The organism is Pseudomonas sp. AP3_22 TE3818 (genome assembly GCF_053628995.1).
This window is the reverse complement of sequence record NZ_JBRJHL010000001.1, coordinates 1,570,445-1,593,441: the sequence shown is the minus strand read 5'-3', so window position 1 is coordinate 1,593,441 and position 22,997 is coordinate 1,570,445. Positions and strand designations below refer to the sequence as shown.

Genomic DNA, 22,997 nt, shown 5'->3' with positions numbered 1-22,997 from the left:
TCACTGGTCTGAGCATGGGCACGCCCCCCCCTTGCTGGCGATGGTCGCTAACGATAACGCGTGTAACCTGGATAAACGCGGCGCACTGGAGTCCATCGCCAGCAAGCCGGCTCCTACAGTTTCAGCATGGACATGGCCCCTTGTAGGAGCTGGCCTGCCAGCGATGGTCGTTAACGATAACGCGGGTGAACTGGATAAACGCAGCGCACTTGAGTCCACCGCCAGCAGGCTGGCTCCTACAGTTTCAGTGTGGGCATGGCCCTTTGTGGGAGCTGGCTTGCCAGCGATGGTCGTCAACGATAACGCGTGTAACCTGGATAAACGCGGCGCACTGGAGTCCATCGCCAGCAAGCCGGCTCCTACAGACTCGGTCCCCTGTGGGAGCTGGCTTGCCAGCGATGGTCGTTAACGATAACGCGGGTGAGCTGGATAAACGCGGCGCACTGGAGTCCATCGCCAGCAGGCTGGCTCCTACAGTTTCAGTGTGGGCACGGCCCTTTGTGGGAGCTGGCCTGCCAGCGATGGTCGTTAACGATAACGCGGGTGAACTGGATAAACGCAGCGCACTTGAGTCCATCGCCAGCAAGCTGGCTCCTACAGTTTCACCCGGGCACAAAAAACCCGCCAGAAGGCGGGTTTTCAGTGAGCAGGACGTCAAAGCAGGAAAATTGTCGCCAACCCGAGGAAGATGAAAAAGCCTCCGCTGTCGGTCATGGCCGTAATCATCACGCTGGCACCCATCGCCGGATCGCGACCCATCTTCGCCAGGGTCATCGGAATCAAGACCCCCATCAATGCCGCCAGCAACAGATTGAGCGTCATCGCGGCGGTCATCACCACGCCGAGCGACCAACTGCCATACAGCAGATAGGCGACCACACCGATCACCCCGCCCCATATCACACCGTTGATCAAGGCTACCGCCAACTCCTTGCGCATCAGGCGTGAGGTATTGCCGGTGCTCACCTGGTCCAGCGCCATGGCGCGAACAATCATGGTGATGGTCTGGTTGCCCGAGTTACCACCGATCCCTGCCACGATCGGCATCAACGCCGCCAGCGCCACGAGTTTCTCGATCGAACCCTCGAACAAACCAATGACCCGGGAAGCCACGAACGCGGTAATCAGGTTGATCGCCAGCCAGGCCCAGCGGTTACGCAGGGATTTCCAGACCGACGCAAAAATGTCTTCTTCTTCACGCAGACCCGCCATGTTGAGAACTTCGCTTTCGCTCTCTTCACGGATCAGGTCGACCATTTCATCGATGGTCAGACGGCCGATCAGCTTGCCGTTCTTGTCGACCACAGGCGCGGAGATCAAGTCGTAACGTTCAAACGCCTGGGCGGCATCGTAGGCGTCTTCGTCCGGGTGGAAACTCACCGGATCGCTGGCCATCACCTCCGAAACCTGTTTGTCCGGATCGTTGACCAGCAAACGCTTGATCGGCAACACGCCCTTGAGGACGCCGTCGTAATCGACCACGAACAGCTTGTCGGTGTGGCCCGGCAGCTCTTTCAGACGACGCAGATAACGCAGGACCACTTCAAGGCTGACATCCTCACGGATAGTCACCATCTCGAAGTCCATCAGCGCACCGACCTGCTCCTCATCGTAGGACAGTGCCGAACGCACACGCTCGCGTTGTTGCTGGTCGAGGGTTTCCATGAGCTCATGGACGACGTCTCGCGGCAGCTCGGAGGCCAGGTCAGCGAGTTCGTCGGCATCCATGTCCTTGGCGGCCGCCAGGAGCTCGTGATCGTCCATGTCGGCGATCAGCGATTCACGAACCGAATCGGATACTTCAAGGAGGATGTCGCCGTCGCGATCAGCCTTGACCAATTGCCAGAGCGTCAGACGATCGTCCAGCGGCAAGGCTTCAAGGATGTAGGCAACGTCGGCGGAGTGCAGGTCATCGAGCTTGCGTTGCAACTCGACGAGGTTCTGCCGGTGGACCAGGTTCTCGACCCGGTCATGATGCGGGCCTTCCTGGCGGTGAGTCAGGTCTTCTACCACTCGCTGGCGCTGCAGCAACTCAACCACCTGAGCCAGGCGATCCTGCAAGCTTTCCTGCGTTTTCTTTACTTCAACTTCGGACATAGGCGAACTCCACTCCCAGCAGCGGGGCACGCCGGAAGGATCAATCAGTCAATTCATGATTGGTAAAACGGGGTACTGAGTAACTACTGGGTAAGTCCATGGAGGTATTCCACAAGCCCCGGCGGGGCTGACGGGCGCAATGATACACCGCCTGACGGTTTTAAACGTTAAAAAATCTCGGCTGAAACAAGCGCTTGCACAACAAACCTGAGCATTGTCCTGATCCGTGAAAGTGCGACGACGTATTCTGAAAAGAAAACACACGCCCCTTCGAAAATTGTAGCCGCTCGCCTTGAAAGGAACGTCACTGAGGACGCTGGGGAAGGTGCAGAGGCAATCATCCATCAGCGAGTGATCATCCGCATGACCCGGCAAGACGTCGAAAGCGCGCTCGGCAAGCCGGACAGGATCAGTATTCGCAACTCAGCCACGAGCTACCGCTACGACACCCTGCGAGGTCGCAGCGCAAACGTAGAGTTCGACGAGAAGGGATGCACGAAAGGAAAAGCAAAATCCCGGACGGCAAAAAGCCCGCATTAAATGCGGGCTTTCTGTTGTATGGTGCACTCGACAGGATTCGAACCTGTGACCGCTCGGTTCGTAGCCGAGTACTCTATCCAGCTGAGCTACGAGTGCAATTTGTGTTTTTATACCAGATCACAACTGGTTGAAGCCAAGTCATTCACATTACTGCAGATGACTCTTAAATGGTGCACTCGACAGGATTCGAACCTGTGACCGCTCGGTTCGTAGCCGAGTACTCTATCCAGCTGAGCTACGAGTGCATTTGTTGCCGCGCATTATAGGCCGTCTAATCTCTATGTCAAACACTTTTTCTAGTAATTTCAACAACTTACCGAAGAAGCCAGATTACAACGTACTAAGCAAATAATGGCGGAGAACGGGGGATTCGAACCCCCGACACCCTTTTGAGGTGTACTCCCTTAGCAGGGGAGCGCCTTCGGCCACTCGGCCAGCTCTCCGCAACACGGGGCGTATATTAACCAGCTTCTTCCCCGTTTGCAAACATAAAAAACGATAAAAATTAATGGCTTGGTTCTTCGTCCTTCTCTTTCTTGATACGCAGGTAAATTTCTTCGCGGTGAACAGCTACCTCTTTGGGGGCATTAACACCGATGCGCACTTGATTTCCTTTGACGCCGAGTACGGTCACGGTGATTTCGCCATCACCGATAATCAGGCTTTCTGCACACCGACGAGTCAGAATCAGCATACCTTTCTCCTCACGCATTTCATTTCAGGGACAACAGTCTGCAAAAAAAAGGCACTCGACCCACAACCGGAGCGGTCGCAGCCCTACATGCCTGAGTATTGACTAGCGCGAGCAAAAGAACAGGCTCGGGGGTCACGCCATTCAAAAAAACAAAAGGCGCGGTCAGACCGCGCCTTCCGGCAAACGCATCACTCGCCCTGGCGGGCCGGTGCGTCCAGTTCGAAAGCCGTGTGCAGAGCGCGCACAGCCAGTTCCAGGTACTTCTCTTCGATCACTACGGAGACTTTGATTTCCGAGGTCGAGATCATCTGGATGTTGATGCTTTCCTTGGCCAGGGATTCGAACATGCGGCTGGCCACGCCTGCGTGGGAGCGCATGCCGACGCCGACGATCGAGACCTTGGCGATCTTCGTATCGCCCACGACTTCACGGGCACCCAGCTCGCCGGCGGTTTTTTCCAGCACGGCTTGCGCCGCCTGGTAGTCGTTACGGTGCACGGTGAAGGTGAAGTCGGTGGTGTTATCGTGCGCGACGTTCTGCACGATCATGTCGACTTCGATGTTCGCGGCACTGATCGGGCCGAGAATCTTGAAGGCAACGCCCGGGATGTCTGGCACGCCACGGATGGTCAGCTTGGCTTCATCGCGGTTGAAAGCGATACCGGAAATGATCGGCTGTTCCATGGTTTCCTCTTCATCAATAGTAATGAGGGTACCCGGACCCTCCTTGAAGCTGTGCAGTACGCGCAGCGGAACGTTGTACTTGCCGGCGAACTCGACCGCACGGATCTGCAGTACCTTGGAACCGAGGCTGGCCATTTCCAGCATCTCTTCGAAGGTGATCTTGTCCAGGCGCTGGGCCACGGACACCACACGCGGGTCGGTGGTGTAGACGCCGTCGACGTCGGTGTAGATCTGGCATTCGTCAGCCTTCAGGGCTGCCGCCAGCGCCACGCCGGTGGTGTCGGAACCGCCACGACCGAGGGTGGTGATGTTGCCGTGCTCGTCGACGCCCTGGAAACCGGCGACAACCACCACACGACCGGCCTTCAGGTCACCGCGAATCTTCTGGTCATCAATCTGCAAGATACGCGCTTTATTGTGCGCGCTATCCGTCAGAATCCGCACCTGGTTGCCGGTGTACGACACCGCCGGCACGCCGCGCTTGATCAGCGCCATGGCCAACAGGGCAATTGTCACCTGCTCACCGGTGGAGACGATCACGTCCAGCTCGCGCGGAACCGGTTGGCCGTCGCCACTGATTTGCTTGGCCAGATCGATCAGACGGTTGGTTTCGCCGCTCATTGCAGACAGCACAACCACCAGGTCATCGCCGGCATCGCGGAATTTCTTAACCTTGTCGGCGACCTGCTCGATTCTCTCGACAGTGCCGACCGAGGTGCCTCCAAATTTCTGTACGATCAAAGCCATTTCAAAGCCGCCTCTGCCCATGAAGGGCGCCCAAATAATCACTCAAACAGCGTTGCGGCCCGCCACTAGACTACGAGCCGCAAGCACTGCCTTATAGACCCTGCTCTACAAACGGAACGGTCAGTGCCAGTGCCGCATCCAGTGCGCCAGCGTCGGTACCGCCGCCTTGCGCCATGTCTGGACGACCACCGCCCTTCCCGCCCACTGCCGCAGCGGCTTGCTTCATCAAATCACCGGCTTTGAGTTGGCCAGTCAGGTCTTTGGTTACGCCTGCAACCAGAACGACCTTTTCCTCATGGACACTGCCGAGCAGGATCACTGCGCGGCCGAGTTTGTTTTTCAGTTGATCGACCAGCGCCAGCAGCGCCTTGCCATCCTGACCGTCCAGACGCACGGCCAGCACTTTCACACCCTTGACGTCCTGCGCCTGGGCCGACAGATCGTCGCCCGCGGCACTGGCAGCCTTGGCTTGCAACTGCTCGAGTTGCTTCTCCAGCAGACGGTTGCGCTCCAGCACAGCCGACAGCTTGTCGATCAGATTGTCGCGGCTGCCCTTGACCAGGCTCGCCGCTTCCTTGAGTTGTTCTTCCGCCGCGTTCAAGTAAGCCAGTGCCGCTGCACCGGTGACGGCTTCAATACGACGCACACCCGATGCCACACCGCCTTCGCTGATGATTTTCAGCAGGCCGATGTCGCCGGTACGGTTGGCGTGGATACCGCCGCACAGTTCGACGGAGAAGTCACCCATGCTCAGTACGCGCACGTTGTCGCCGTATTTCTCGCCGAACAGCGCCATGGCGCCTTTTTGCTTGGCGGTTTCGATATCGGTTTCTTCGGTTTCAACCTCGGAATTCTTGCGAATCTGGGCGTTGACGATGTCTTCCAGCGCTTTCAGTTGCTCAGGCTTGATCGCCTCGAAGTGGCTGAAGTCAAAGCGCAGGCGCTGACTGTCGACCAACGAACCTTTCTGCTGGACGTGGTCGCCCAGGACCTGGCGCAATGCGGCGTGCAGCAAGTGAGTCGCCGAGTGGTTCAGCGAAGTCGCGTGACGCACTTCGGCGTCGACATGAGTCTCCACCGGAGTACCTACGATCAGGCTGCCCGAATCCAGCACGCCGTGGTGCAGGAACGCACCACCGGTTTTGGTGGTGTCGCGCACGTCGAAACGCGCAGCACCGGCCTGCAGGAAGCCGCAATCACCAATCTGGCCACCGGACTCCGCATAGAACGGCGTCTGATCAAGGACGATCACACCCTCTTCGCCTTCGCTCAGTACGTCAACCGATTGCCCGTCCCTATAGAGAGCAACGATTTTGGCGGAACCGCTGTGAGCGGTGTAACCGGTGAATTCGGTGTCCACATCGACCTTGACCAGGCTGTTGTAGTCCATGCCGAAGGAGCTGGCGGAACGGGCACGGACGCGCTGGGCTTCCATTTCACGCTCGAAACCTTCTTCGTCGATGGTCAGGCTGCGCTCGCGAGCGATGTCGCCGGTCAGGTCCATCGGGAAACCGTAGGTGTCGTAGAGTTTGAACACCACGTCGCCCGGCACCACGTCGCCTTTGAGTTCAGCCAGGTCCTGCTCGAGGATCTTCAGGCCCTGCTCCAGGGTCTTGGCGAATTGCTCTTCTTCGGCCTTCAGCACGCGCTCGATGTGTGCCTGCTGGGATTTCAGCTCAGGGAAGGCCTCGCCCATCTCGGCGACCAGAGCCGCGACGATCTGGTAGAAGAAGCTGCCCTTGGCGCCCAGCTTGTTGCCGTGGCGGCAGGCGCGACGGATGATCCGGCGCAGCACGTAGCCGCGGCCTTCGTTGGACGGCAGCACGCCGTCGGCGATCAGGAAGCCGCAGGAACGGATGTGGTCAGCCACGACTTTCAACGAAGCCTGGGCGTCGTTGGTGCAGCCGATGGCCTTGGCCGACGCGCTCAGCAGGCTCTGGAACAGGTCGATTTCATAGTTCGAGTGAACGTGCTGCAGCACGGCACTGATCCGCTCCAGGCCCATGCCGGTGTCCACCGACGGCGCTGGCAGCGGGTGCAACACGCCATCGGCGGTGCGGTTGAACTGCATGAACACGTTGTTCCAGATCTCGATGTAGCGGTCGCCGTCTTCTTCCGGCGAGCCCGGTGGGCCGCCCCAGATGTCGGCGCCGTGATCGTAGAAAATCTCGGTGCAAGGACCGCACGGGCCGGTATCGCCCATAGTCCAGAAGTTGTCGGAAGCGTACGGCGCGCCCTTGTTGTCGCCGATGCGCACCATGCGCTCGGCCGGAACACCGATTTCCTTGGTCCAGATGTCGTACGCCTCGTCATCGCTGGCGTAGACGGTGACCCAGAGCTTTTCCTTCGGCAGGTTCAGCCACTTGTCGGAAGTCAGGAAGTTCCAGGCGTAGCTGATGGCATCCCGCTTGAAATAATCGCCAAAGCTGAAGTTACCCAGCATTTCGAAGAAGGTGTGGTGACGAGCGGTATAACCGACGTTTTCCAGGTCGTTGTGCTTGCCGCCGGCGCGCACGCATTTCTGGCTGCTGACCGCGCGGGTGTACGCGCGTTTTTCCTGGCCCAGGAAGCAGTCCTTGAACTGGTTCATCCCCGCGTTGGTGAACAGCAGGGTTGGGTCGTTGCCCGGAATCAAAGAGCTGGAGGCTACACGGGTGTGGCCTTGCTCTTCGAAGAAGCGAAGGAAGGCTTCACGGATTTCTGCGCTTTTCATTAGGTTCTTCCACGGAGGCTGCGGCCAAAGGCCTGTTCGAAACGTCAACAGACGAAGCGACGGCAAAGGGCCGCATTATATCGGCCCTGCGCGCGGGGTACAGCGTGTTTATACGATAGAAACGGTCAATTGGAGCGCTAACGCTATCACTTGCGCGAAAAGTCGACGAATGTCGCGACGACTTGCTCGATTTGCCCACGGCTGACGTCCATGTGCGTGACCATGCGCAGACGCGCGGCCGCACTGAGCCTGATCCCGCGCTCGGCGGCAAAGGCCTTGAGCGCTTCGGCCTGGTCGCCCATTTGCACATATACCATATTGGTCTGCACCGGCTCGACCTCGAAGCCCGCCGCACGCAGGCCTTCGGCCAGCAACTGCGCGTTGGCATGGTCATCGGCCAGGCGCTGAACGTTGTGATCCAGCGCATACAGGCCCGCCGCCGCGAGAATACCGGCCTGACGCATGCCGCCTCCGACCATCTTGCGCAGGCGCCGGGCCTTGCCGATCAGCTCGACCGAGCCGCACAGCACCGAACCGACCGGGGCACCCAGCCCTTTGGACAGGCACACCGAGACCGAATCGAAATACCGGGTGATTTCCCGGGCATCCACACCCAGCTTCACTGCCGCGTTGTACAGGCGTGCGCCGTCCAGGTGCAGCTGCAAACCCTGCTCGCGGGTAAAACTGCGCGCCCGGGCCAGGTATTCCAGCGGCAGGACCTTGCCTTGCATGGTGTTTTCCAGCGCCAGCAAGCGCGTGCGGGCGAAATGGAAGTCGTCCGGTTTGATCGCCGCCGCGACCTGTGCCAGGTCCAGCGAGCCATCGGCCTGCACTTCCAGCGGCTGCGGCTGGATCGAGCCGAGCACCGCTGCGCCGCCACCTTCGTACTTATAAGTGTGGGCCTGCTGGCCGACGATGTACTCGTCACCGCGCTCGCAGTGGGCCATCAACCCCAGCAGATTGCTCATGGTCCCGGTCGGCACGAACAGCGCCGCGGCAAACCCCAGGCGCTTGGCCAGTTCGGCTTCCAGACGATTGACCGTCGGATCTTCGCCATACACGTCGTCGCCGGTGGCGGCTTTGGCCATCGCGTCCAGCATGCCGGCGCAGGGTTGGGTGACGGTGTCGCTGCGAAGATCGATAACGCTCATGAATCTGGCCTCGGTAAGCAGGGGAAATCCCTTTCAGGAAAGAATTACTGCGGGCATGGCGACGATTAATCAACCCTTGAACGAGTAAAAGACGAATTGCGCCCATGTGGGAGCGGGCTTGCTCGCGAAGGCGGACTGACAGTCGACATTTGCGCTGGATGTAAAACCGTCTTCGCGAGCAAGCCCGCTCCCACAGGTTCCACACCTTAACTGACCGGTATTGGTCATGCGCATATCGGAAATATGTGATAAAAACGCTGCGCCGCCAAACATTCCGGCGGCAAAAAACGTTCTCAGGGCGGGGTGCAACTCCCCACCGGCGGTAATTGCGCGCAATGCGCATAGCCCGCGAGCGCTTGATGGCAGCACGGCTTCGGCGGTGCCTGACAGCAAGGTCAGCAGACCCGGTGTGATCCCGGGGCCGACGGTCATAGTCCGGATGAAGAGAGAACGGGATTGACACCAAAGGGCCGACCGCCGGCATTCGTGCGAGCGTGCGTACCCTCAGATCCCCTTCGATTCATAACGCCCTGTTTTTCACACAAACAGGAGTCAGAACATGCAACCCACCGCAATTGACAGCAAAAGCAAACACCATCACGGCGAGCGCGTCGCGTTCATCCAGGCCTGCTGGCACAAGGAAATCGTCGATCAGAGCCGTAAAGGTTTCCTCGCCGAAATGATTGCCCAGGGTTATCAGGAATCCGACATCGACTTCTTCGAAGTCGGCGGCGCCTTCGAAATGCCCCTGCACGCCAAGTTGCTGGCCAAGACCGGTCGTTATGCCGGCATCGTCGCGGCCGCCCTGGTGGTGGACGGCGGGATCTACCGTCACGAGTTCGTCGCCCAGTCGGTGGTCAGCGGCCTGATGCAGGTTCAACTGGAAACCGAAGTGCCGGTGTTCTCGGTGTCCCTGACCCCGCACCACTTCCATGCCGGCGAAGAGCACCAGAAGTTCTTCTTCGAGCATTTCGTGCATAAAGGCCAGGAAGCGGCGAAGACCTGTGCGGATACGTTGATGAAAATCCGTGCGCTGCGCCGCACTGAACCGCGTGCGGTAGCCGTGTAATCACCGAAAACCTTGTAGGAGCGAGCTTGCTCGCGATGGTCGTCAACGATAACGCGGGAAGCCTGGCACCCCGCGGCGTTTTCCGGTTCATCGCGAGCAAGCTGGCTCCTACAGGGGGGTTATCAGATCAGGCGAGGTTTTCGTCGGTGGTCGGCACGACCAGGATGCCGGCACGCAGGCCATTCTTCACCCTGGGGTTCGGAAAGATGATCCGGGCGCCCTCTTCCTCGATGATCCAACGGGTGTTGGCGATGTCTTCCGCCAGCAGGTAACCCACTTCCAGCTCCGAGAAGTTCTCGACGTCCGCCGGCAGGTTCAGGCGAAAGCTGTCGCTGTGCTTGATGATTTCCCGTGCCACGCTGTACAGCTGCAACCCGTCCAGCGCTTCTTCAGTCAGATCCGGCTCGGTGCCTTCGATGATCTGCTTGAGGCGCGCCTCCAGCAGCGAGACGTTGACCCCGGCGTTCTGCCCGAACGGCCGCGCCTTGCCCAATTCCAGGGTGAAGGCCTCGGCACCGAGCTTGTCGTAGGTGTAGGCGCTGAACACGATGGACGGTTTGTTCTGCAGCAACACCGCTTCCATGCCGGCGGCACGCAGGCGTGCCAGTTCCTGGCGCGAATGCTGGCGGTCTTCTTTCCATGGGTACAAGGCGAACTGCTCGATTTTCGAGCCACGAATCGCCGTGTGCAGGTCGTAATGCAGACGCTCACGGTTCGGCAGGCTGAAGAAACTGGCGGCCAAACGCTCCAGCTCACAGGCGCGCAGGGCTTCGGAGCCGCTGCTTTGTTCGTGACGGCCATTGAACAGCCGATTGACGTCCTGCTCGATAAAACGCTCGCCTTTGCGAATCGCTTCGGGGTTGCCGAACAGAAACAGAATACGTGCGCGCGGCTTCAGATCGCCGCGGGCAATGTCGTGCAACAGGCGATCGAGCAACTCGATCGGCGCTGTTTCGTTGCCGTGGATCCCCGCCGACAGCAGCAGGTCCAGGCCATTGTCACGCGCTTCAGGTGGCCGGACTTCCAGCGCACCTTCGCTCAACCAGCGCATGCGCACGCCTTCGACAGTCAGTTGAGTCTTCTCCGCCGGTTCGCGGCCGGCGAGGGTCAGTTCAAGCAGTTTGCCGAGGGCGAGCATAGAGCGGTTTCCTTAGTGATCGTGGTTGCAGTCCGGGCCGTGAACGTGGTCCTCGTCGGTGAGGTCAGCCGGTTCCATCTCCAGTTGCAGACTTACCAGATTAGTCGCCAATGGGCGCAGCAGCAGGTTGGCGTATTCGGCATCGCCTTCTTCGACGTCCACGCCGATCAGCAACTGGCCACGGCCGTCCTGCTGGATCCACAGCTCTTTGCCTTGCCACAGGACCGCGACGCGGGTGCAGGAAGTCTCCAGTTGCGTGCCGTCGGTGTCTTCAAGGATCAGCTGCAGGGTATCGCTCATGTGTTTACGCTCTCGTTTGAGATGAAGCGACGCGCTGCCATCCGAGGCAGCGCGTCGTCGATCAATTGATCTGGAATGGATAAACCGCGCCCAGTTTAAGGATTTGCGTCAGTTCATCCAGTGCCGTCCGGCACTCAAGCAACAATTGCGGGTCCGCCAGATCGTTTTCGGTCATGCGGTCGCGGTAGTGCTTCTCGACCCATTCGGTCAGTGTGCCGTACAACGGTGCCGTCATGATAACCCCTGGGTTGACGGCCGCCAGTTCGGTTTCATTGAGTGCGACGCGCAACCGCAGGCAAGCCGGGCCACCGCCGTTTTGCATGCTCTGCTTGAGATCGAAGACTTTCACTTCGCGGATCAGCCCGCCGGAGCTGGTCAAACCCTGCAAGTATTGCCAGACACGCTCGTTGCCACGGCATTCTTCCGGCACGATCAACAGCATGGAGCCGTCAGGACGCGACAGCAGTTGACTATTGAACAAGTAGGAACGAACCGCATCTTCCACACTGACTGCGGAACGCGGTACGCAGACTGACTGAAATTTCCCACCGGCCTTGGCGAGTTTGCTCTGCAACTCGGCCAGCATCTGCTCGGTCTCGAGGAACGCATCCTCGTGATAGAACAGCACTTCGCCGTTGCCGACCGCGATCACGTCGTTGTGGAACACGCCCTGATCGATCACCGACGGGTTCTGCTGGGCGTAGACCACGCCGTCATCGCTCAAGCCGTGCAGACGGGCAACAGCCTGGGACGCTTCGAGGGTCTGGCGCGCCGGGTACTTCTGCGGAGCCGGGTAGCGGGTGTCGAACGCGCTGCGGCCGAACACGAAGAACTCGACGCCGGCTTCGCCGTATTCACGGCAGAAACGCGTGTGGTTGGCCGCCCCTTCGTCACCGAACTGCGCCACGGCCGGCAAGGCGGCATGGTGGGCGAAGTGTTTCTGGTCAGCGAACATCGCACCCAGCACGCGACTGGTGGTCGGGTGCTCGATGCTGCGGTGATATTTGCAGTTGAGGTTGGCAGCGGTGAAATGCACACGGCCGTCAGCGGTGTCAGCGCTCGGGCTGACGGTGGCGGCGTTGGCCACCCACATGCTCGAGGCCGAGCAACTGGCTACCAGCAGCGGCATCGCGTCTTTGGCAGCGCGCTCGATCACTTGAGCGTCAGTGCCGCCAAAGCCCAGGCGACGCAGTGCGGCCACATCCGGGCGCTCTTGCGGTGCCAGCACGCCTTGCTGGAAACCCATTTCCATCAGCGCTTTCATCTTCGCCAGGCCCTGCAGCGCCGCTTCCTTGGGGTTGGAAGACTGCTGGCTGTTGCTCTGGGACGCGACGTTGCCGTAGGACAGGCCGCCGTAGTTATGGGTCGGCCCCACTAGACCGTCAAAATTGACTTCATAGGATTTCATCAGCGAGGCTCCACGAATCTGTTGTTATAGGCATCAGTAACAAAGCATTGGCGGCCGCTTTGCGGCCGATCGCTGGCAAGCCAGCTCCTACAATGATCACTGTAGGAGCCGGCTTGCCGGCGATGAGGCCCACAGGGCCTCCCGGCGTATTTATCAGGAAAGCCGAACACCCGGGGTCAGCGCGCTTGGCAACACCAGGCTCGGTGTTTCCAGCGAGGCCACCGGGTACGCGCAGTAATCCGCCGCGTAGTAGGCACTGGCGCGATGGTTGCCCGAGGCGCCGACGCCGCCGAATGGCGCGCTGCTCGCGGCACCGGTCAGTTGCTTGTTCCAGTTGACGATACCGGCACGGCTTTCCAGCCAGAATTGCTGGTAACGCGCTTCGGAATCTGACAGCAGGCCGGCGGCCAGACCGTAGGCGGTGTCGTTGGCTTCAGCGATCGCCGCTTCAAAATCAGCGTAGCGGATCACTTGCAGCAACGGGCCGAACAGCTCTTCGTCAGGACGATCGGCAACGGCGGTCACGTCCAGGATGCCAGGAGTCAGCAAGGCCGACTGAGCCTGAGGCTGGGTCATTTCCAGCAATGCCACGGCGCCATTGGCCAGCAGGTGTTGCTGGGCATCCATCAGCGCTTTTGCCGCGCCGAGGGAAACCACCGAGCCCATGAACGGCGCCGGCTGTTGATCAAAGGCACCGACTTCAATAGTCGCGCTGACCGCTACAAGGCGCGTCAGCAGCGAGTCGCCCCAGGCGCCCTGCGGCACCAGCAAGCGGCGGGCACAGGTGCAACGCTGGCCGGCAGAGATGAACGCCGACTGAATGATGGTGTACACCGCAGCATCGAGGTCGGCGACCTGATCGACCACCAGCGGGTTGTTACCGCCCATCTCCAGCGCGAGGATCTTGTCCGGACGACCGGCGAATTGCTGGTGCAGGTGATTGCCGGTACGGCTGGAACCGGTGAAGAACAGCCCGTCGATGCCCGGGTTCGCCGCCAGGGCGATACCGGTTTCGCGAGCGCCTTGCAGCAGGTTCAACACGCCCGCCGGCAGACCGGCCTCGATCCAGCACTTGACCGTCAGTTCGGCCACTTTCGGTGTCAGCTCGCTGGGCTTGAACAGCACGCTGTTACCCGCCAGCAGTGCCGGCACGATGTGGCCGTTCGGCAAGTGGCCCGGGAAGTTGTAAGGACCAAACACCGCCACCACACCGTGGGGTTTGTGGCGCAGCACAGCGGTGGCGTCGCCCAACGGGCCGCTCTTCTCGCCGGTACGTTCGCGGTAGCTCTGTACCGAGATGGCGATCTTGTTGACCATGCTGGTGACTTCGGTCGCCGCTTCCCACAGGGGTTTGCCGGTTTCTTCGCCGATGGTGCGGGCCAGTTCGTCCGCATGATTCTTCAGCGCGCCAGCAAAGGCTTCCAGCACCGAGATACGTTCTTCCAGGGTACGCCTTGCCCAGCCCGGGAACGCCTGGCGTGCCGCCTGCACAGCCGACTCGACCTGAGCGGTGGTGGCACCGACGCCGGACCACAGCACCTGCTGGGTCACCGGGTTCAGCGATTCGAAGGCTTCGCCCTGACCAGTCAGCCATTCACCTGCGATGTAAAGCGACTTCATTATTTCGACTCCCGAGCTGCGGACAACGCCACGGCGCGTACTTGATCGCCAGCGTTGAGTTGAAGACGTTTGGCGGTCTGCGGATCGACCACCAGGGTGCCGGCGGCCAGACGTGCCGGCGCAGCAGTGATGCGGCAGTCTTCGCGCTTGCGGTTGTGGATGATGAATGGCGTGGCGTCGTCACCCGGCGTGCCGACGGCCAACACCAGCGCCTGGCTGTCGCGTACCGCACGGATCTTGCCGGTTTCGCATTCGATGGCCGGGCCTGCGTCGAAGATGTCGACGTAGCCCTGGTAGCTGAAACCTTCGCTCTTGAGCATGGCCAGCGCCGGCTCGGTGTCCGGGTGCACCTGACCGATCACGTTGCGCGCATCCGGCGACAGGAAGCAGGTGTACAGCGGGAATTTCGGCATCAGTTCGGCGATGAACGCCTTGTTGCCCACGCCGGTCAGGTAATCGGCCTGGCTGAATTCCATCTTGAAGAAGTGCCGACCCAGGCTTTCCCAGAACGGCGAACGCCCGGCTTCGTCGGAAACACCGCGCATTTCGGCGATGATCTTGTTGCCGAACAGTTGCGGGAATTCGGCGATGAACAGCATCCGTGCCTTGGACAGCATGCGGCCATTGAGGCCACTGCGGTAATCGGCGTGCAGGAACAGCGAGCACAGCTCCGAGTTGCCGGTCAGGTCGTTGGCCAGGAACAGCGTCGGGATTTCACGATAGATGTTCAGCTCTTGCGAAGCGCTGACTGTCAGTCCGACCCGGAAGTTGTACCAGGGCTCACGCAGGCCGACGGCGCCGGCAATGGCGGAAATACCCACCACGCGACCGTCGTCGTCTTCGAGCACGAACAGGTAGTCCGCGTCGCCCCGCCCGGCTTCGCCGCGAAAGGTCTTCTCGGCCCAGCCGACCCGATGGGCCAGACGTTCTTCGTTGGCCGGCAAGGTGGTCAGGCCGGTGCCGGTGCTGCGGGCCAGGTCGATCAGAGCGGGTAAATCGCTGCTGCGTACGGGACGAACGATCATGCTATCTCCTCAAACGGGCCGCTTGCGCCACCCGTGAAACTTCGCTGCTTTCCAGGCAATGCCTTAGGGATTAAAGCAGGCGTTAAACCGCCACCAGGCGCACGCTGGCACCTTCACCGACGCCCAGGGCTTCGGCCGCTTCCAGGTCCAGGGTCACCGGTTTACCCGGCGCGTAGTCAAGCTCGAGCATGACTGCGCGGTAGTCCTGCAACTGGGCGTTGGCCACCAGGTACTGGCGACCGACACCTTTGACCGGCTCGCCGATCTTCACCGGCACTACGCGGCTCTGGGCGATCGAACGGATCCCCGAGACGCGGGCATGCAGGGTCGGGCCGCCGTCGAAAATGTCGATGTAGTGATCGGTCTCGAAGCCTTCGCGCATCAGGATGTCGAAGGTGATCTGCGCCCGCGGGTGCACCTGGCCCATCGCTTCTTGCGCGGAGTCCGGCAGCAGGGGCACGTAGATCGGGTAATGCGGCATCAGTTCGGCGAGGAACGTACGGCTCTTCAGGCCGCACAAACGCTCGGCTTCAGCGTAGTTGAGGTCGAAAAAGTTGCGCCCGATGGCATCCCAGAAGGGCGAGTCGCCGTTTTCATCGCTGTAACCGACGATCTCGGTCACCACGGAATCGGCAAAACGCTCCGGATGGCTGGCCACGAACAGCAAGCGGCCACGGGAGTTGAGTTCCGACCACGGCGAACCCACCAGATCGCGCTGCACGTAGAAACTGGTCAGCAAGCTGTTGCCGGTCAGGTCGTGGCACTGGGAGAGCACGTGGATCTTGTTGTGAATCTTCAGCTCGCGCGAAGCGTGCACGAAGGTCTCGTTGCGAAAGCTGTAGAACGGCTCGGAGTAACCGGCCGACGCCACGATGGCCGAACAACCGACCAGCTTGCCGGTGGCAGAGTCTTCGAGGACGAAGAAATAGCTTTCCTCACCGTTGAAGCTCACTTCGGCAGCGAACGAGGCTTCGCTTGCCGCGATCTTGTCGCTCAGGCGCTCAACGTCATCCGGCAAGGAAGTGACACCAATCGGACTGTCCGCAGCCAGACGCTGTACCTCGCCCAGATCAGCCATTTGCGCGGGGCGCATCACCAGCATGGTGTCACTCCTTAATCTCAGAACTTACAGAAGAAAAATCCCGGGCCTACACAGAGATCAGTGTGGGAGCGGGCTTGCTCGCGAAAGCGGTGGGTCAGACAGTAAAAATGTTGACTGATACACCGCTTTCGCGAGCAAGCCCGCTCCCACATTTGATCGTGCCCGGCATCAAAATTGGGTTCGACGCCTGAAAGGTCAGGCGTCGAAGGGTCTATCAGGCTTGCGTCAGTTTTGCCGCGGCACGTTCGAAGCGGTCCAGACCGGCATCGATATCGGCGTCTTCCACCACCAGGCTTGGCGCGAAACGCACCACGTCCGGACCGGCTTGCAGGACCATCAGGCCTTCTTTTTCAGCGGCGTTGAAGATGTCCTTGGCCTTGCCTTTCCACGCATCACTCAACACGCAGCCGATCAACAGGCCCATGCCACGAACCTTGGTGAACAGGCCGTATTTTTCGCCGATCTGCTCAAGGCGCGCTTTGAACTTGTCGTGCTTGGCCTTGACGCCGGCCAGCACTTCAGGGGTGTTGATCACGTCGATCACAGCTTCCGCGACCGCACACGCCAGCGGGTTGCCGCCGTAGGTGGTGCCATGGGTGCCGACGACCAGGTGCTTGGCCAGGTCTTCGGTAGTCAACATTGCAGCGATCGGGAAACCACCGCCCAGGCTCTTGGCGCTGGTCAGGATGTCCGGAGTGACGCCGTAATGCTGGTAGGCGAACAGGTGGCCGGTGCGGCCCATGCCGGTTTGCACTTCGTCGAAGATCAGCAATGCGTTGTGCGCGGTGCACAGTTCGCGGGCACCTTGCAGGTATTCGAGTTCAGCCGGGATGACACCGCTTTCGCCCTGGATCGGCTCCAGCACCACAGCGCAAGTCTTGTCGGAAATGGCGGCTTTCAGTGCGGCCAGATCGTTGTACGGCACGTGGGTGATGCCGGTGATCTTCGGACCGAAGCCATCGGAGTACTTCGACTGGCCACCGACGTTCACGGTGAACAGGGTACGGCCGTGGAAGCTGTTGAGCGCGGCGATGATCTCGTATTTCTCGCTGCCGAAACGGTCGAAACCGACACGACGGGCCAGCTTGAAGGCGGCCTCGTTGGCTTCGGCGCCGGAGTTGCAGAAGAAGGCGCGGTCGGCAAAGGTGGCGTCGACCAGCTTGTGCGCCAGGCGCAGTGCCGGCTCATTGGTGAACACGTTGGACACGTGCCACAGCTTGTTCGCCTGCTCGGTCAAGGCACCGACCAGCGCCGGATGCGCGTGGCCCAATACGTTAACGGCAATCCCGCCGGCGAAGTCGATCAGCTCGCGACCGGACTGGTCCCAGACGCGGGAACCGGCGCCACGCACAGGAATGAATGCGGCAGGCGCATAGTTGGGAACCATTACCTGATCGAAATCGGCGCGTTGTACCGCAGCGTGCTCAACGGACATCGGAGTCTCCTGAAGAGAAAACACTCGCCTGAAACTGGCGAGCTTGGTGAGGATTGTAAGGACAGTTTTCAGCCCGGCCTTGCCGCCAAGCGACAACTTCTTATAGCGCAAACCCCGGATTTTCCCGGGTTTACGGCAATGCGACATATAGGGTCGCAAAGGCGCAGTTTAACTGGCGGCGGGCGTTTGCGGCAGGTCGCTGTGTTGTAACCCATGTCGACTCAATGAAGGCGGTAGATATGTACCGCGCATCGTCTTCGATTACGGGTTTTCCTGACGGTCTATCAACCGCGATGGTGGACCTATCCCCATGAATACCGAAAATCCCGACATCCCTGAGACTTTCAGGCCCGACGCGCATTACCAGCATCTGATGAACGTCATTCCGCCTTGGCTTCGCCAATCCACACCACAACGGCGTGAGGCCCTGGGCAACATCAAGCCAGGGTTGCCCACCCGCATCAGGGATGCCTCTAAAGATCAGCACGCCGAACTCGGCCGACTCATTACCCGGCAGACAACAAGCCAGAACCGGGTTGATCAGGCCCTGGCGAATCTGCTGAACCCCGCAGCCTTCGCCGAACCACTGCTCAAGGGCGCACTCAAGACACGTTTCGGCCTGGAAGTGGACGTCAGTAAAACCTTTCTGCGTCTTTACATTCCCGCGCACATACCCTGGTTGCGCCTGAAGTCCGGGGCCGCCCGCATCTGGACCGTATCGTTGCTGGACGCCGCGCTGCACAATTTCGAAAGCGCCGAAACCGAAGCCGACGCCTTTGAACCCGCCTCGACTTACATCACTGCGCCCTCCTCCGCCGGTCTATTCAGCACCCTTCCACAGATTCTGGCGAAGATGCCCATCGCGGCGTTCACCCGGCTATGCCGCGAGCTCGACATCGGCGAGCGCTATAAAAGGTACCTGGACGACAACCTTGGCATCAGCAACCCGGTGGTTGCGGCGATCCTGCAACCGAAAATTCGCGAAAGCCAAAAAACCGCGCTGACCGCGGCCTTGCAGATGGCGCAGATGCAAAACCTGTTGGCCAGCGACATTCATCAGCCGCTCCTTCGCCTGCTCTCCGATGCACGCGGCCAATCCTGGCGATGCCATGAACTGACGATCATGAATGCCCGCCTGACCGGCATCGTGCTGTTCGCCCCGGAACTGGAGCGCGCCCGCGAAGCGGTCCGGGTAGTGGCCTACATTCCTGACGACCCCGAACATCCCATCAAGCAATACCCCTCAACGGCGGCGTTCGCCGAGGAACTGAGCCAGCGCCTGCGAGCGCCCGACTATCAACGGTTTTTCAGTCGTTTTATCAATCATGAAGACCGCGGTTACTTCTTCGCCGAGCTGAACAACCGCCTCGACCCCATCACCTGGCAACCGCTCCCACCCGGCGATCCACGGCCGACCTGGAGAGAAAATCCCAACCAGCGCCCCGACCTGCAAATGGCAGTATCGCCGATCAATGGCGACCTGTGGGTTCATCTCTATCAACGCAAACTCGACAAGATCCTCAATGACGCGCGCGCGATTGCAGTGTCGACGGCCACGGTCGACCGCAAGGCCCGATGGGCGTTATGGGACTCTTTCACGGAAATCGCCTCGGCGCTGCTGAACATCGCCGCCTTCATCGCGTTGCCGTTCGTCCCGTTCCTTGGCGAGCTGATGCTGGCTTACACGGCCTATCAGCTGCTGGATGAGACCTTCGAAGGTGTTGTCGACTGGGCAGAAGGCCTGACGAGCGAAGCGTTCGAGCATTTCATGGGGATGGTTGAATCTGCAGTGCAACTGGGCACCTTCGCTGCCGGAGGCACGATTGCCGCCAGCGAATTTCGCGCGGTCCTGCCCCGGGAAGTCGTGCAATTCTTCGACCGGTTCAACGCCGTGAAACGCCCCAATGGCGAAACCCGCTATTGGAAGCCCGACCTGACGGCTTACGAACAAACCGTCGCGATTGCCAAAGACGCGAAACCCGACTCGATGGGACTGCACGCCCATCAAGGCAAAACCCTGCTGACACTGGACGACAACCATTACTCCGTGGTCGAAGATCCGTTGACCGGGCGCCATCGCATCCAGCACCCCACTCGTCCCGAAGCTTACCAACCCACCCTGAGGCACAACGGAAAAGGGGCCTGGCACACCGAACTCGAGCAGCCACTGACCTGGGACCAGGCCACCCTGCTGCGGCGCCTCGGCCCGGACATGCAGCGTTTTTCCGAGAGCGAGCGCGAGCGCATCCTCACCATCAGCGGCTGTCACGAAAACGCCTTGCGCAAGATGCATGTCGACGCCGAACAGATACCACCGCTGCTGGCCGACACCCTCAAACGCTTCAAAATTGATCAGGACCTGCAGATCTTCATTGATCAAATCGGCAGCAATCGTGCGGACGATTACCGGAAGGCTGATCCGCTGATGCAACTGGAACTGCTCTGCGACTACGGTAGCTGGCCAGCGGACAAGGGGCTGCGACTGATCGACGCAACAGGAGAAACCCTCTGGGAGCGCGGCATAGGCAACCGGGTCGTGGTGCAGATCAACCGAGCGCAACTGGACAATGGCGACCTGATCACCCCCCTGCTGCAACACCTCGACAGGACCGACGCAAGCTCAGTGCGCCGCTACCTGACAACGCTTGCCGCCGACAAACGGGAAACCCTCTTCAGCCAGCGCTACCGCAAAATCGAACAAGGTGCGCGCCCCTTGGTCCAGCGCATTATCGACAGCGAACCCGGTTTGCCAACCAGCCTCGCCGAAGCACTGCTCGACAGCGCCAGTGCCGCCGAACGCGAGCAACTGGAGCGTGGAACATTGTCCAAACGCCTCACGGAACTGGCACAGGAGGCCGGCCTGCAGGTGCGCGTCACTCGCGCTTATGAAGGGCTCTACCTGTACTCGACGCGCAACCATCTCGACACCGATCGCCTGGCGTTACACACCCTGGAACGCTTGCCTGGCTGGTCGGGACAACTGCGCCTGGAAATCCGCCAATACACCCACAATGGGCCGCTGATCGACAGCATCGGCGAGCCGGACGCGCCCTTGCGCAAGGTGCTGGTGTTGACCGATGAAGGGGCGTATCAGGCCTACGACGACGCCGGCGAACAGCTCAGTAGCACTGACACCCTTTATTCCAGCCTGTTACAGGCGCTGCCCGACAGCGAGCGAATCGCCCTGAACATCAACATCGGCGAGGGCGAAAGGCTCAAGCGGCTGATTCGCACCCACGCCGTCACTCGTGAAGCACTGCGTGCGCTGCTGGCGCAACGGCCGAACCTCAAGACGGCCTATGATCCGGCGGTCATGCGTTTGCTGGGCGGAGGCGATGGTTATCGCCGGATGCCGGCCAATACCCCATCATTACAAAGCCACATCCACCGGCTGTTTCCCCATCTGAGCGCAGAGGAACTGGAAGCCTTTGCCGTACGATTGCAAGGCAATCCCGGCGGGGCGCGCGCAGAACTCCAGCGCCTGTTTTATCAACACGCGCAATTGTTTGACCAATTGAGCACCTGGCTCGACGAGATCCCGCTGTATGTTCCGGGCACGCAAACCCGGTTGAGCGTCGAGCAGTTCGCCAGTCAACGGCATGCGCGCCGGCAAATGGTAGCCAGGTTGCTCGATTGCTGGCGGCGTCAGGCCACTTACGACAGCGCCCATGGCGAACCGGTCTCCTTTGAATTTTCCCAGCCGGTTTTTGGCGAGCTGCCAAGGCTGAGCGTCGATTTCCCTCAGGTGCGCAGCGTGACGCTTGAAGGTCATCGTGCCACCCGTGGTGTGAATGAGTTTTTGAAGAAGTTTTCCAGTCTCAACCGCCTGGCGCTACGCAATTTCGAACTGGGGGAGTTGCCGGATGCCATTGCCCAATGGCCACAACTCGACGCACTCATCCTCAGCGACTGCGCCGTGACCCTCACAGATCAGAGTCGCGCCACCCTTTCTGCCCTGAACCAGTTGAGCGCGCTGGACCTGTACAAAAACCCGCTCGGTGTGTGCCCTTCCCTGCAAAACATGCCGAACCTGAACTACGTCGATCTCTCCAGTACCGAACTGTCCGAACTCCCCCCCGGCCTGTTGACGCGGCCACGCCTACGAACCGCCCTGTTCAATGACAATCGGATCGAGGAACTGTCCCCCGAGCTGTTCAAGCTGCCCGGTAAAACTCAAGAAGGGTTCGATCTGGGCGGCAACCCCATTTGCGCCGCCGACCGCGAACGGATCAAGGTCCATTTCAATCAGACCGGTCGCGACTTTGGCGTCTTTGCCGAACAGGTCGATATCCAGCGTTTGCAACAGCTCTATCCGCGACTGGATCAGGAAGAGGCCAGCGCATTCATCTATCGCCTGCCCGGAACCCTGGCCGAGGGTCGAATTAAACTGACGCGCCTGGAAACCGAGTACGACACCCTGCGCAACGAATTGGCGGCCTGGACTGCCGACATCCCCCCGCTTCACCCCGTCAGCGGCGAACCCTTCACCCCCCAGCAGCTACTCATCGAACACGCCACCCGCGACGAATTCAAACAACTCATTGAACGCTGCTGGCGCAGGGAAACCGATCTCGACGATTTCAATCAGGACATGGCGCCCAGCTATCAACTGACCCTGACGACCATCGTCACCGGCGACTTACCGGCGCTGAGTGCGGATTTCAGCCACGTCACGCTGCTGTACCTGCACAGCGACTCCGGGCTGACGTCCGGCGCCGGGCGTTTTCTGGAGCGCTTCCCGAAGCTCATGTCCCTGACCATCCAAGAATACAACCTGGGTGAAATTCCAGAAGCCGTCTTCAGAATGGGGCGCCTGACGGCGCTGTCGCTAAGCGAGTGCCAAATAACCCTGACCGCGCAATCAGTGCTGGAGCTGGCACAACTGGAACATCTCGACTATCTGGACTTGAGCGTAAACCCGCTGGGGCTAACTCCCGACCTCAGCCAGATGCCCGATATCGCGACGCTGAAGTTGAACGATACCGGCATCACTGAACTGCCCGCCGGACTGCTGCAGTTAAGGTCGCTGGATATCGCGGATTTAAGCGCGAATGCAATCACCCGGATCCCCCGCGACATTCTCGAGCTGCCATTGGAAATTGCAGAAAGCATCAACCTGAGAGGCAATCCGCTGGACGAACAAAGCCTGCAGACACTGATCGCCTACTTCAAGAAAACCAGTACCGATTTCGGTGTCGAAGCCGTGATCGAACGGGCTGAATTGGAGATGTCGACGTCGGAGGATTCCGAACCGGACGAATAACCGGTAGCCGGC

16 protein-coding genes, 3 tRNA genes, 1 pseudogene and 1 riboswitch are annotated in these 22,997 nt (G+C 60.2%); of the genes and pseudogenes, 5 read left to right on the top strand and 15 right to left on the bottom strand.

Annotated elements, in window-relative coordinates:
- Window positions 1-40: 40 nt before the first annotated feature.
- A complete protein-coding gene (locus AB7M25_RS07420) occupies window positions 41-409 on the top strand; it encodes a hypothetical protein (protein WP_454237129.1) in 369 nt (122 codons plus the stop codon).
- Complete coding sequence (locus AB7M25_RS07415) at window positions 399-692, top strand: hypothetical protein (protein WP_454237128.1); 294 nt, start codon at window positions 399-401, stop codon at window positions 690-692. Before AB7M25_RS07420 ends, AB7M25_RS07415 begins: the two co-directional genes overlap by 11 nt.
- On the opposite strand, the gene mgtE is transcribed toward AB7M25_RS07415, so the two are convergent.
- Entirely contained in the window at window positions 655-2,097 is a 1,443-nt protein-coding gene (gene mgtE / locus AB7M25_RS07410; RefSeq protein ID WP_007971042.1) for a magnesium transporter, read from the bottom strand. The two genes, AB7M25_RS07415 and mgtE, sit on opposite strands and share 38 nt — an antisense overlap.
- A gap of 321 nt (window positions 2,098-2,418) precedes the next feature.
- Between mgtE and AB7M25_RS07405 the strand changes: the two are divergent.
- Window positions 2,419-2,637, top strand: a pseudogene (locus AB7M25_RS07405) (cell envelope protein SmpA); the annotation flags it as partial.
- Between the two features lie 19 nt (window positions 2,638-2,656).
- Here AB7M25_RS07405 and AB7M25_RS07400 read toward each other — a convergent pair.
- The 7 genes from AB7M25_RS07400 to ltaE form a co-directional block, all read right to left on the bottom strand.
- A tRNA-Arg gene (locus AB7M25_RS07400) sits at window positions 2,657-2,733 on the bottom strand.
- A gap of 72 nt (window positions 2,734-2,805) precedes the next feature.
- A tRNA-Arg gene (locus tag AB7M25_RS07395) sits at window positions 2,806-2,882 on the bottom strand.
- Between the two features lie 107 nt (window positions 2,883-2,989).
- Window positions 2,990-3,080, bottom strand: a tRNA-Ser gene (locus AB7M25_RS07390).
- A gap of 62 nt (window positions 3,081-3,142) precedes the next feature.
- Window positions 3,143-3,331 carry a carbon storage regulator CsrA gene (csrA, locus tag AB7M25_RS07385; RefSeq protein WP_002554426.1) on the bottom strand — a complete coding sequence of 63 codons (189 nt, stop codon included), beginning with the start codon at window positions 3,329-3,331 and terminating at the stop codon, window positions 3,143-3,145.
- Window positions 3,332-3,519: 188 nt separating this feature from the next.
- Entirely contained in the window at window positions 3,520-4,761 is a 1,242-nt protein-coding gene (locus AB7M25_RS07380; protein WP_007971040.1) for an aspartate kinase, read from the bottom strand.
- Window positions 4,762-4,852: 91 nt separating this feature from the next.
- Window positions 4,853-7,474, bottom strand: coding sequence for an alanine--tRNA ligase (gene alaS, locus AB7M25_RS07375; protein ID WP_454237127.1), 2,622 nt, complete (start codon window positions 7,472-7,474; stop codon window positions 4,853-4,855).
- A gap of 146 nt (window positions 7,475-7,620) precedes the next feature.
- A complete protein-coding gene (gene ltaE / locus AB7M25_RS07370) occupies window positions 7,621-8,625 on the bottom strand; it encodes a low-specificity L-threonine aldolase (RefSeq protein WP_429561096.1) in 1,005 nt (334 codons plus the stop codon).
- 285 nt (window positions 8,626-8,910) lie between these two features.
- A riboswitch (FMN riboswitch) is annotated at window positions 8,911-9,081 on the top strand.
- A gap of 103 nt (window positions 9,082-9,184) precedes the next feature.
- Here ltaE and AB7M25_RS07365 point away from each other — a divergent pair.
- The gene (locus AB7M25_RS07365) at window positions 9,185-9,694 is read left to right on the top strand and encodes a 6,7-dimethyl-8-ribityllumazine synthase (RefSeq protein WP_102699825.1); all 510 of its coding nucleotides are present in this window, start codon (window positions 9,185-9,187) and stop codon (window positions 9,692-9,694) included.
- A gap of 127 nt (window positions 9,695-9,821) precedes the next feature.
- Here the strand turns inward: AB7M25_RS07365 and astE are convergent, their stop codons facing one another.
- The 7 genes from astE to AB7M25_RS07330 all read right to left on the bottom strand — a co-directional run bounded on the left by astE (window position 9,822) and on the right by AB7M25_RS07330 (window position 17,722).
- A complete protein-coding gene (gene astE, locus AB7M25_RS07360) occupies window positions 9,822-10,832 on the bottom strand; it encodes a succinylglutamate desuccinylase (protein ID WP_429386303.1) in 1,011 nt (336 codons plus the stop codon).
- A 12-nt stretch (window positions 10,833-10,844) separates the two neighbouring features.
- Complete coding sequence (locus tag AB7M25_RS07355) at window positions 10,845-11,132, bottom strand: topoisomerase II (RefSeq protein WP_103397753.1); 288 nt, start codon at window positions 11,130-11,132, stop codon at window positions 10,845-10,847.
- A 61-nt stretch (window positions 11,133-11,193) separates the two neighbouring features.
- Window positions 11,194-12,540 (bottom strand): N-succinylarginine dihydrolase, encoded by a 1,347-nt coding sequence (gene astB, locus AB7M25_RS07350; RefSeq protein ID WP_429386300.1) that lies wholly within the window; start codon window positions 12,538-12,540, stop codon window positions 11,194-11,196.
- A gap of 153 nt (window positions 12,541-12,693) precedes the next feature.
- Window positions 12,694-14,163 carry a succinylglutamate-semialdehyde dehydrogenase gene (gene astD, locus AB7M25_RS07345; RefSeq protein WP_454238338.1) on the bottom strand — a complete coding sequence of 490 codons (1,470 nt, stop codon included), beginning with the start codon at window positions 14,161-14,163 and terminating at the stop codon, window positions 12,694-12,696.
- Complete coding sequence (gene astA, locus AB7M25_RS07340) at window positions 14,160-15,185, bottom strand: arginine N-succinyltransferase (RefSeq protein WP_008049558.1); 1,026 nt, start codon at window positions 15,183-15,185, stop codon at window positions 14,160-14,162. Before astA ends, astD begins: the two co-directional genes overlap by 4 nt.
- A gap of 82 nt (window positions 15,186-15,267) precedes the next feature.
- Window positions 15,268-16,287, bottom strand: a complete 1,020-nt coding sequence (gene aruF, locus AB7M25_RS07335) for an arginine/ornithine succinyltransferase subunit alpha (RefSeq protein ID WP_007971023.1) — start codon at window positions 16,285-16,287, stop codon at window positions 15,268-15,270.
- 214 nt (window positions 16,288-16,501) lie between these two features.
- Window positions 16,502-17,722 carry an aspartate aminotransferase family protein gene (locus AB7M25_RS07330; protein WP_007971021.1) on the bottom strand — a complete coding sequence of 407 codons (1,221 nt, stop codon included), beginning with the start codon at window positions 17,720-17,722 and terminating at the stop codon, window positions 16,502-16,504.
- Between the two features lie 310 nt (window positions 17,723-18,032).
- Here AB7M25_RS07330 and AB7M25_RS07325 point away from each other — a divergent pair, with 310 nt between their 5' ends.
- On the top strand, window positions 18,033-22,985 hold the full coding sequence (locus tag AB7M25_RS07325) for a dermonecrotic toxin domain-containing protein (RefSeq protein WP_454237126.1): 4,953 nt from the start codon (window positions 18,033-18,035) through the stop codon (window positions 22,983-22,985).
- The last annotated feature ends 12 nt before the right edge of the window (window positions 22,986-22,997 follow it).

Excerpts from the sequence above, each read along its gene's own strand:
- AB7M25_RS07420 (WP_454237129.1), top strand. The coding sequence starts at position 41 with ATGGTCGCTAACGATAACGCGTGTAACCTGGATAAACGCGGCGCACTG.
- AB7M25_RS07415 (WP_454237128.1), top strand. The coding sequence starts at position 399 with ATGGTCGTTAACGATAACGCGGGTGAGCTGGATAAACGCGGCGCACTG.
- mgtE (WP_007971042.1), bottom strand. The coding sequence starts at position 2,097 with ATGTCCGAAGTTGAAGTAAAGAAAACGCAGGAAAGCTTGCAGGATCGC.
- csrA (WP_002554426.1), bottom strand. The coding sequence starts at position 3,331 with ATGCTGATTCTGACTCGTCGGTGTGCAGAAAGCCTGATTATCGGTGAT.
- AB7M25_RS07380 (WP_007971040.1), bottom strand. The coding sequence starts at position 4,761 with ATGGCTTTGATCGTACAGAAATTTGGAGGCACCTCGGTCGGCACTGTC.
- alaS (WP_454237127.1), bottom strand. The coding sequence starts at position 7,474 with ATGAAAAGCGCAGAAATCCGTGAAGCCTTCCTTCGCTTCTTCGAAGAG.
- ltaE (WP_429561096.1), bottom strand. The coding sequence starts at position 8,625 with ATGAGCGTTATCGATCTTCGCAGCGACACCGTCACCCAACCCTGCGCC.
- AB7M25_RS07365 (WP_102699825.1), top strand. The coding sequence starts at position 9,185 with ATGCAACCCACCGCAATTGACAGCAAAAGCAAACACCATCACGGCGAG.
- astE (WP_429386303.1), bottom strand. The coding sequence starts at position 10,832 with ATGCTCGCCCTCGGCAAACTGCTTGAACTGACCCTCGCCGGCCGCGAA.
- AB7M25_RS07355 (WP_103397753.1), bottom strand. The coding sequence starts at position 11,132 with ATGAGCGATACCCTGCAGCTGATCCTTGAAGACACCGACGGCACGCAA.
- astB (WP_429386300.1), bottom strand. The coding sequence starts at position 12,540 with ATGAAATCCTATGAAGTCAATTTTGACGGTCTAGTGGGGCCGACCCAT.
- astA (WP_008049558.1), bottom strand. The coding sequence starts at position 15,185 with ATGATCGTTCGTCCCGTACGCAGCAGCGATTTACCCGCTCTGATCGAC.
- aruF (WP_007971023.1), bottom strand. The coding sequence starts at position 16,287 with ATGCTGGTGATGCGCCCCGCGCAAATGGCTGATCTGGGCGAGGTACAG.
- AB7M25_RS07330 (WP_007971021.1), bottom strand. The coding sequence starts at position 17,722 with ATGTCCGTTGAGCACGCTGCGGTACAACGCGCCGATTTCGATCAGGTA.
- AB7M25_RS07325 (WP_454237126.1), top strand. The coding sequence starts at position 18,033 with ATGAATACCGAAAATCCCGACATCCCTGAGACTTTCAGGCCCGACGCG.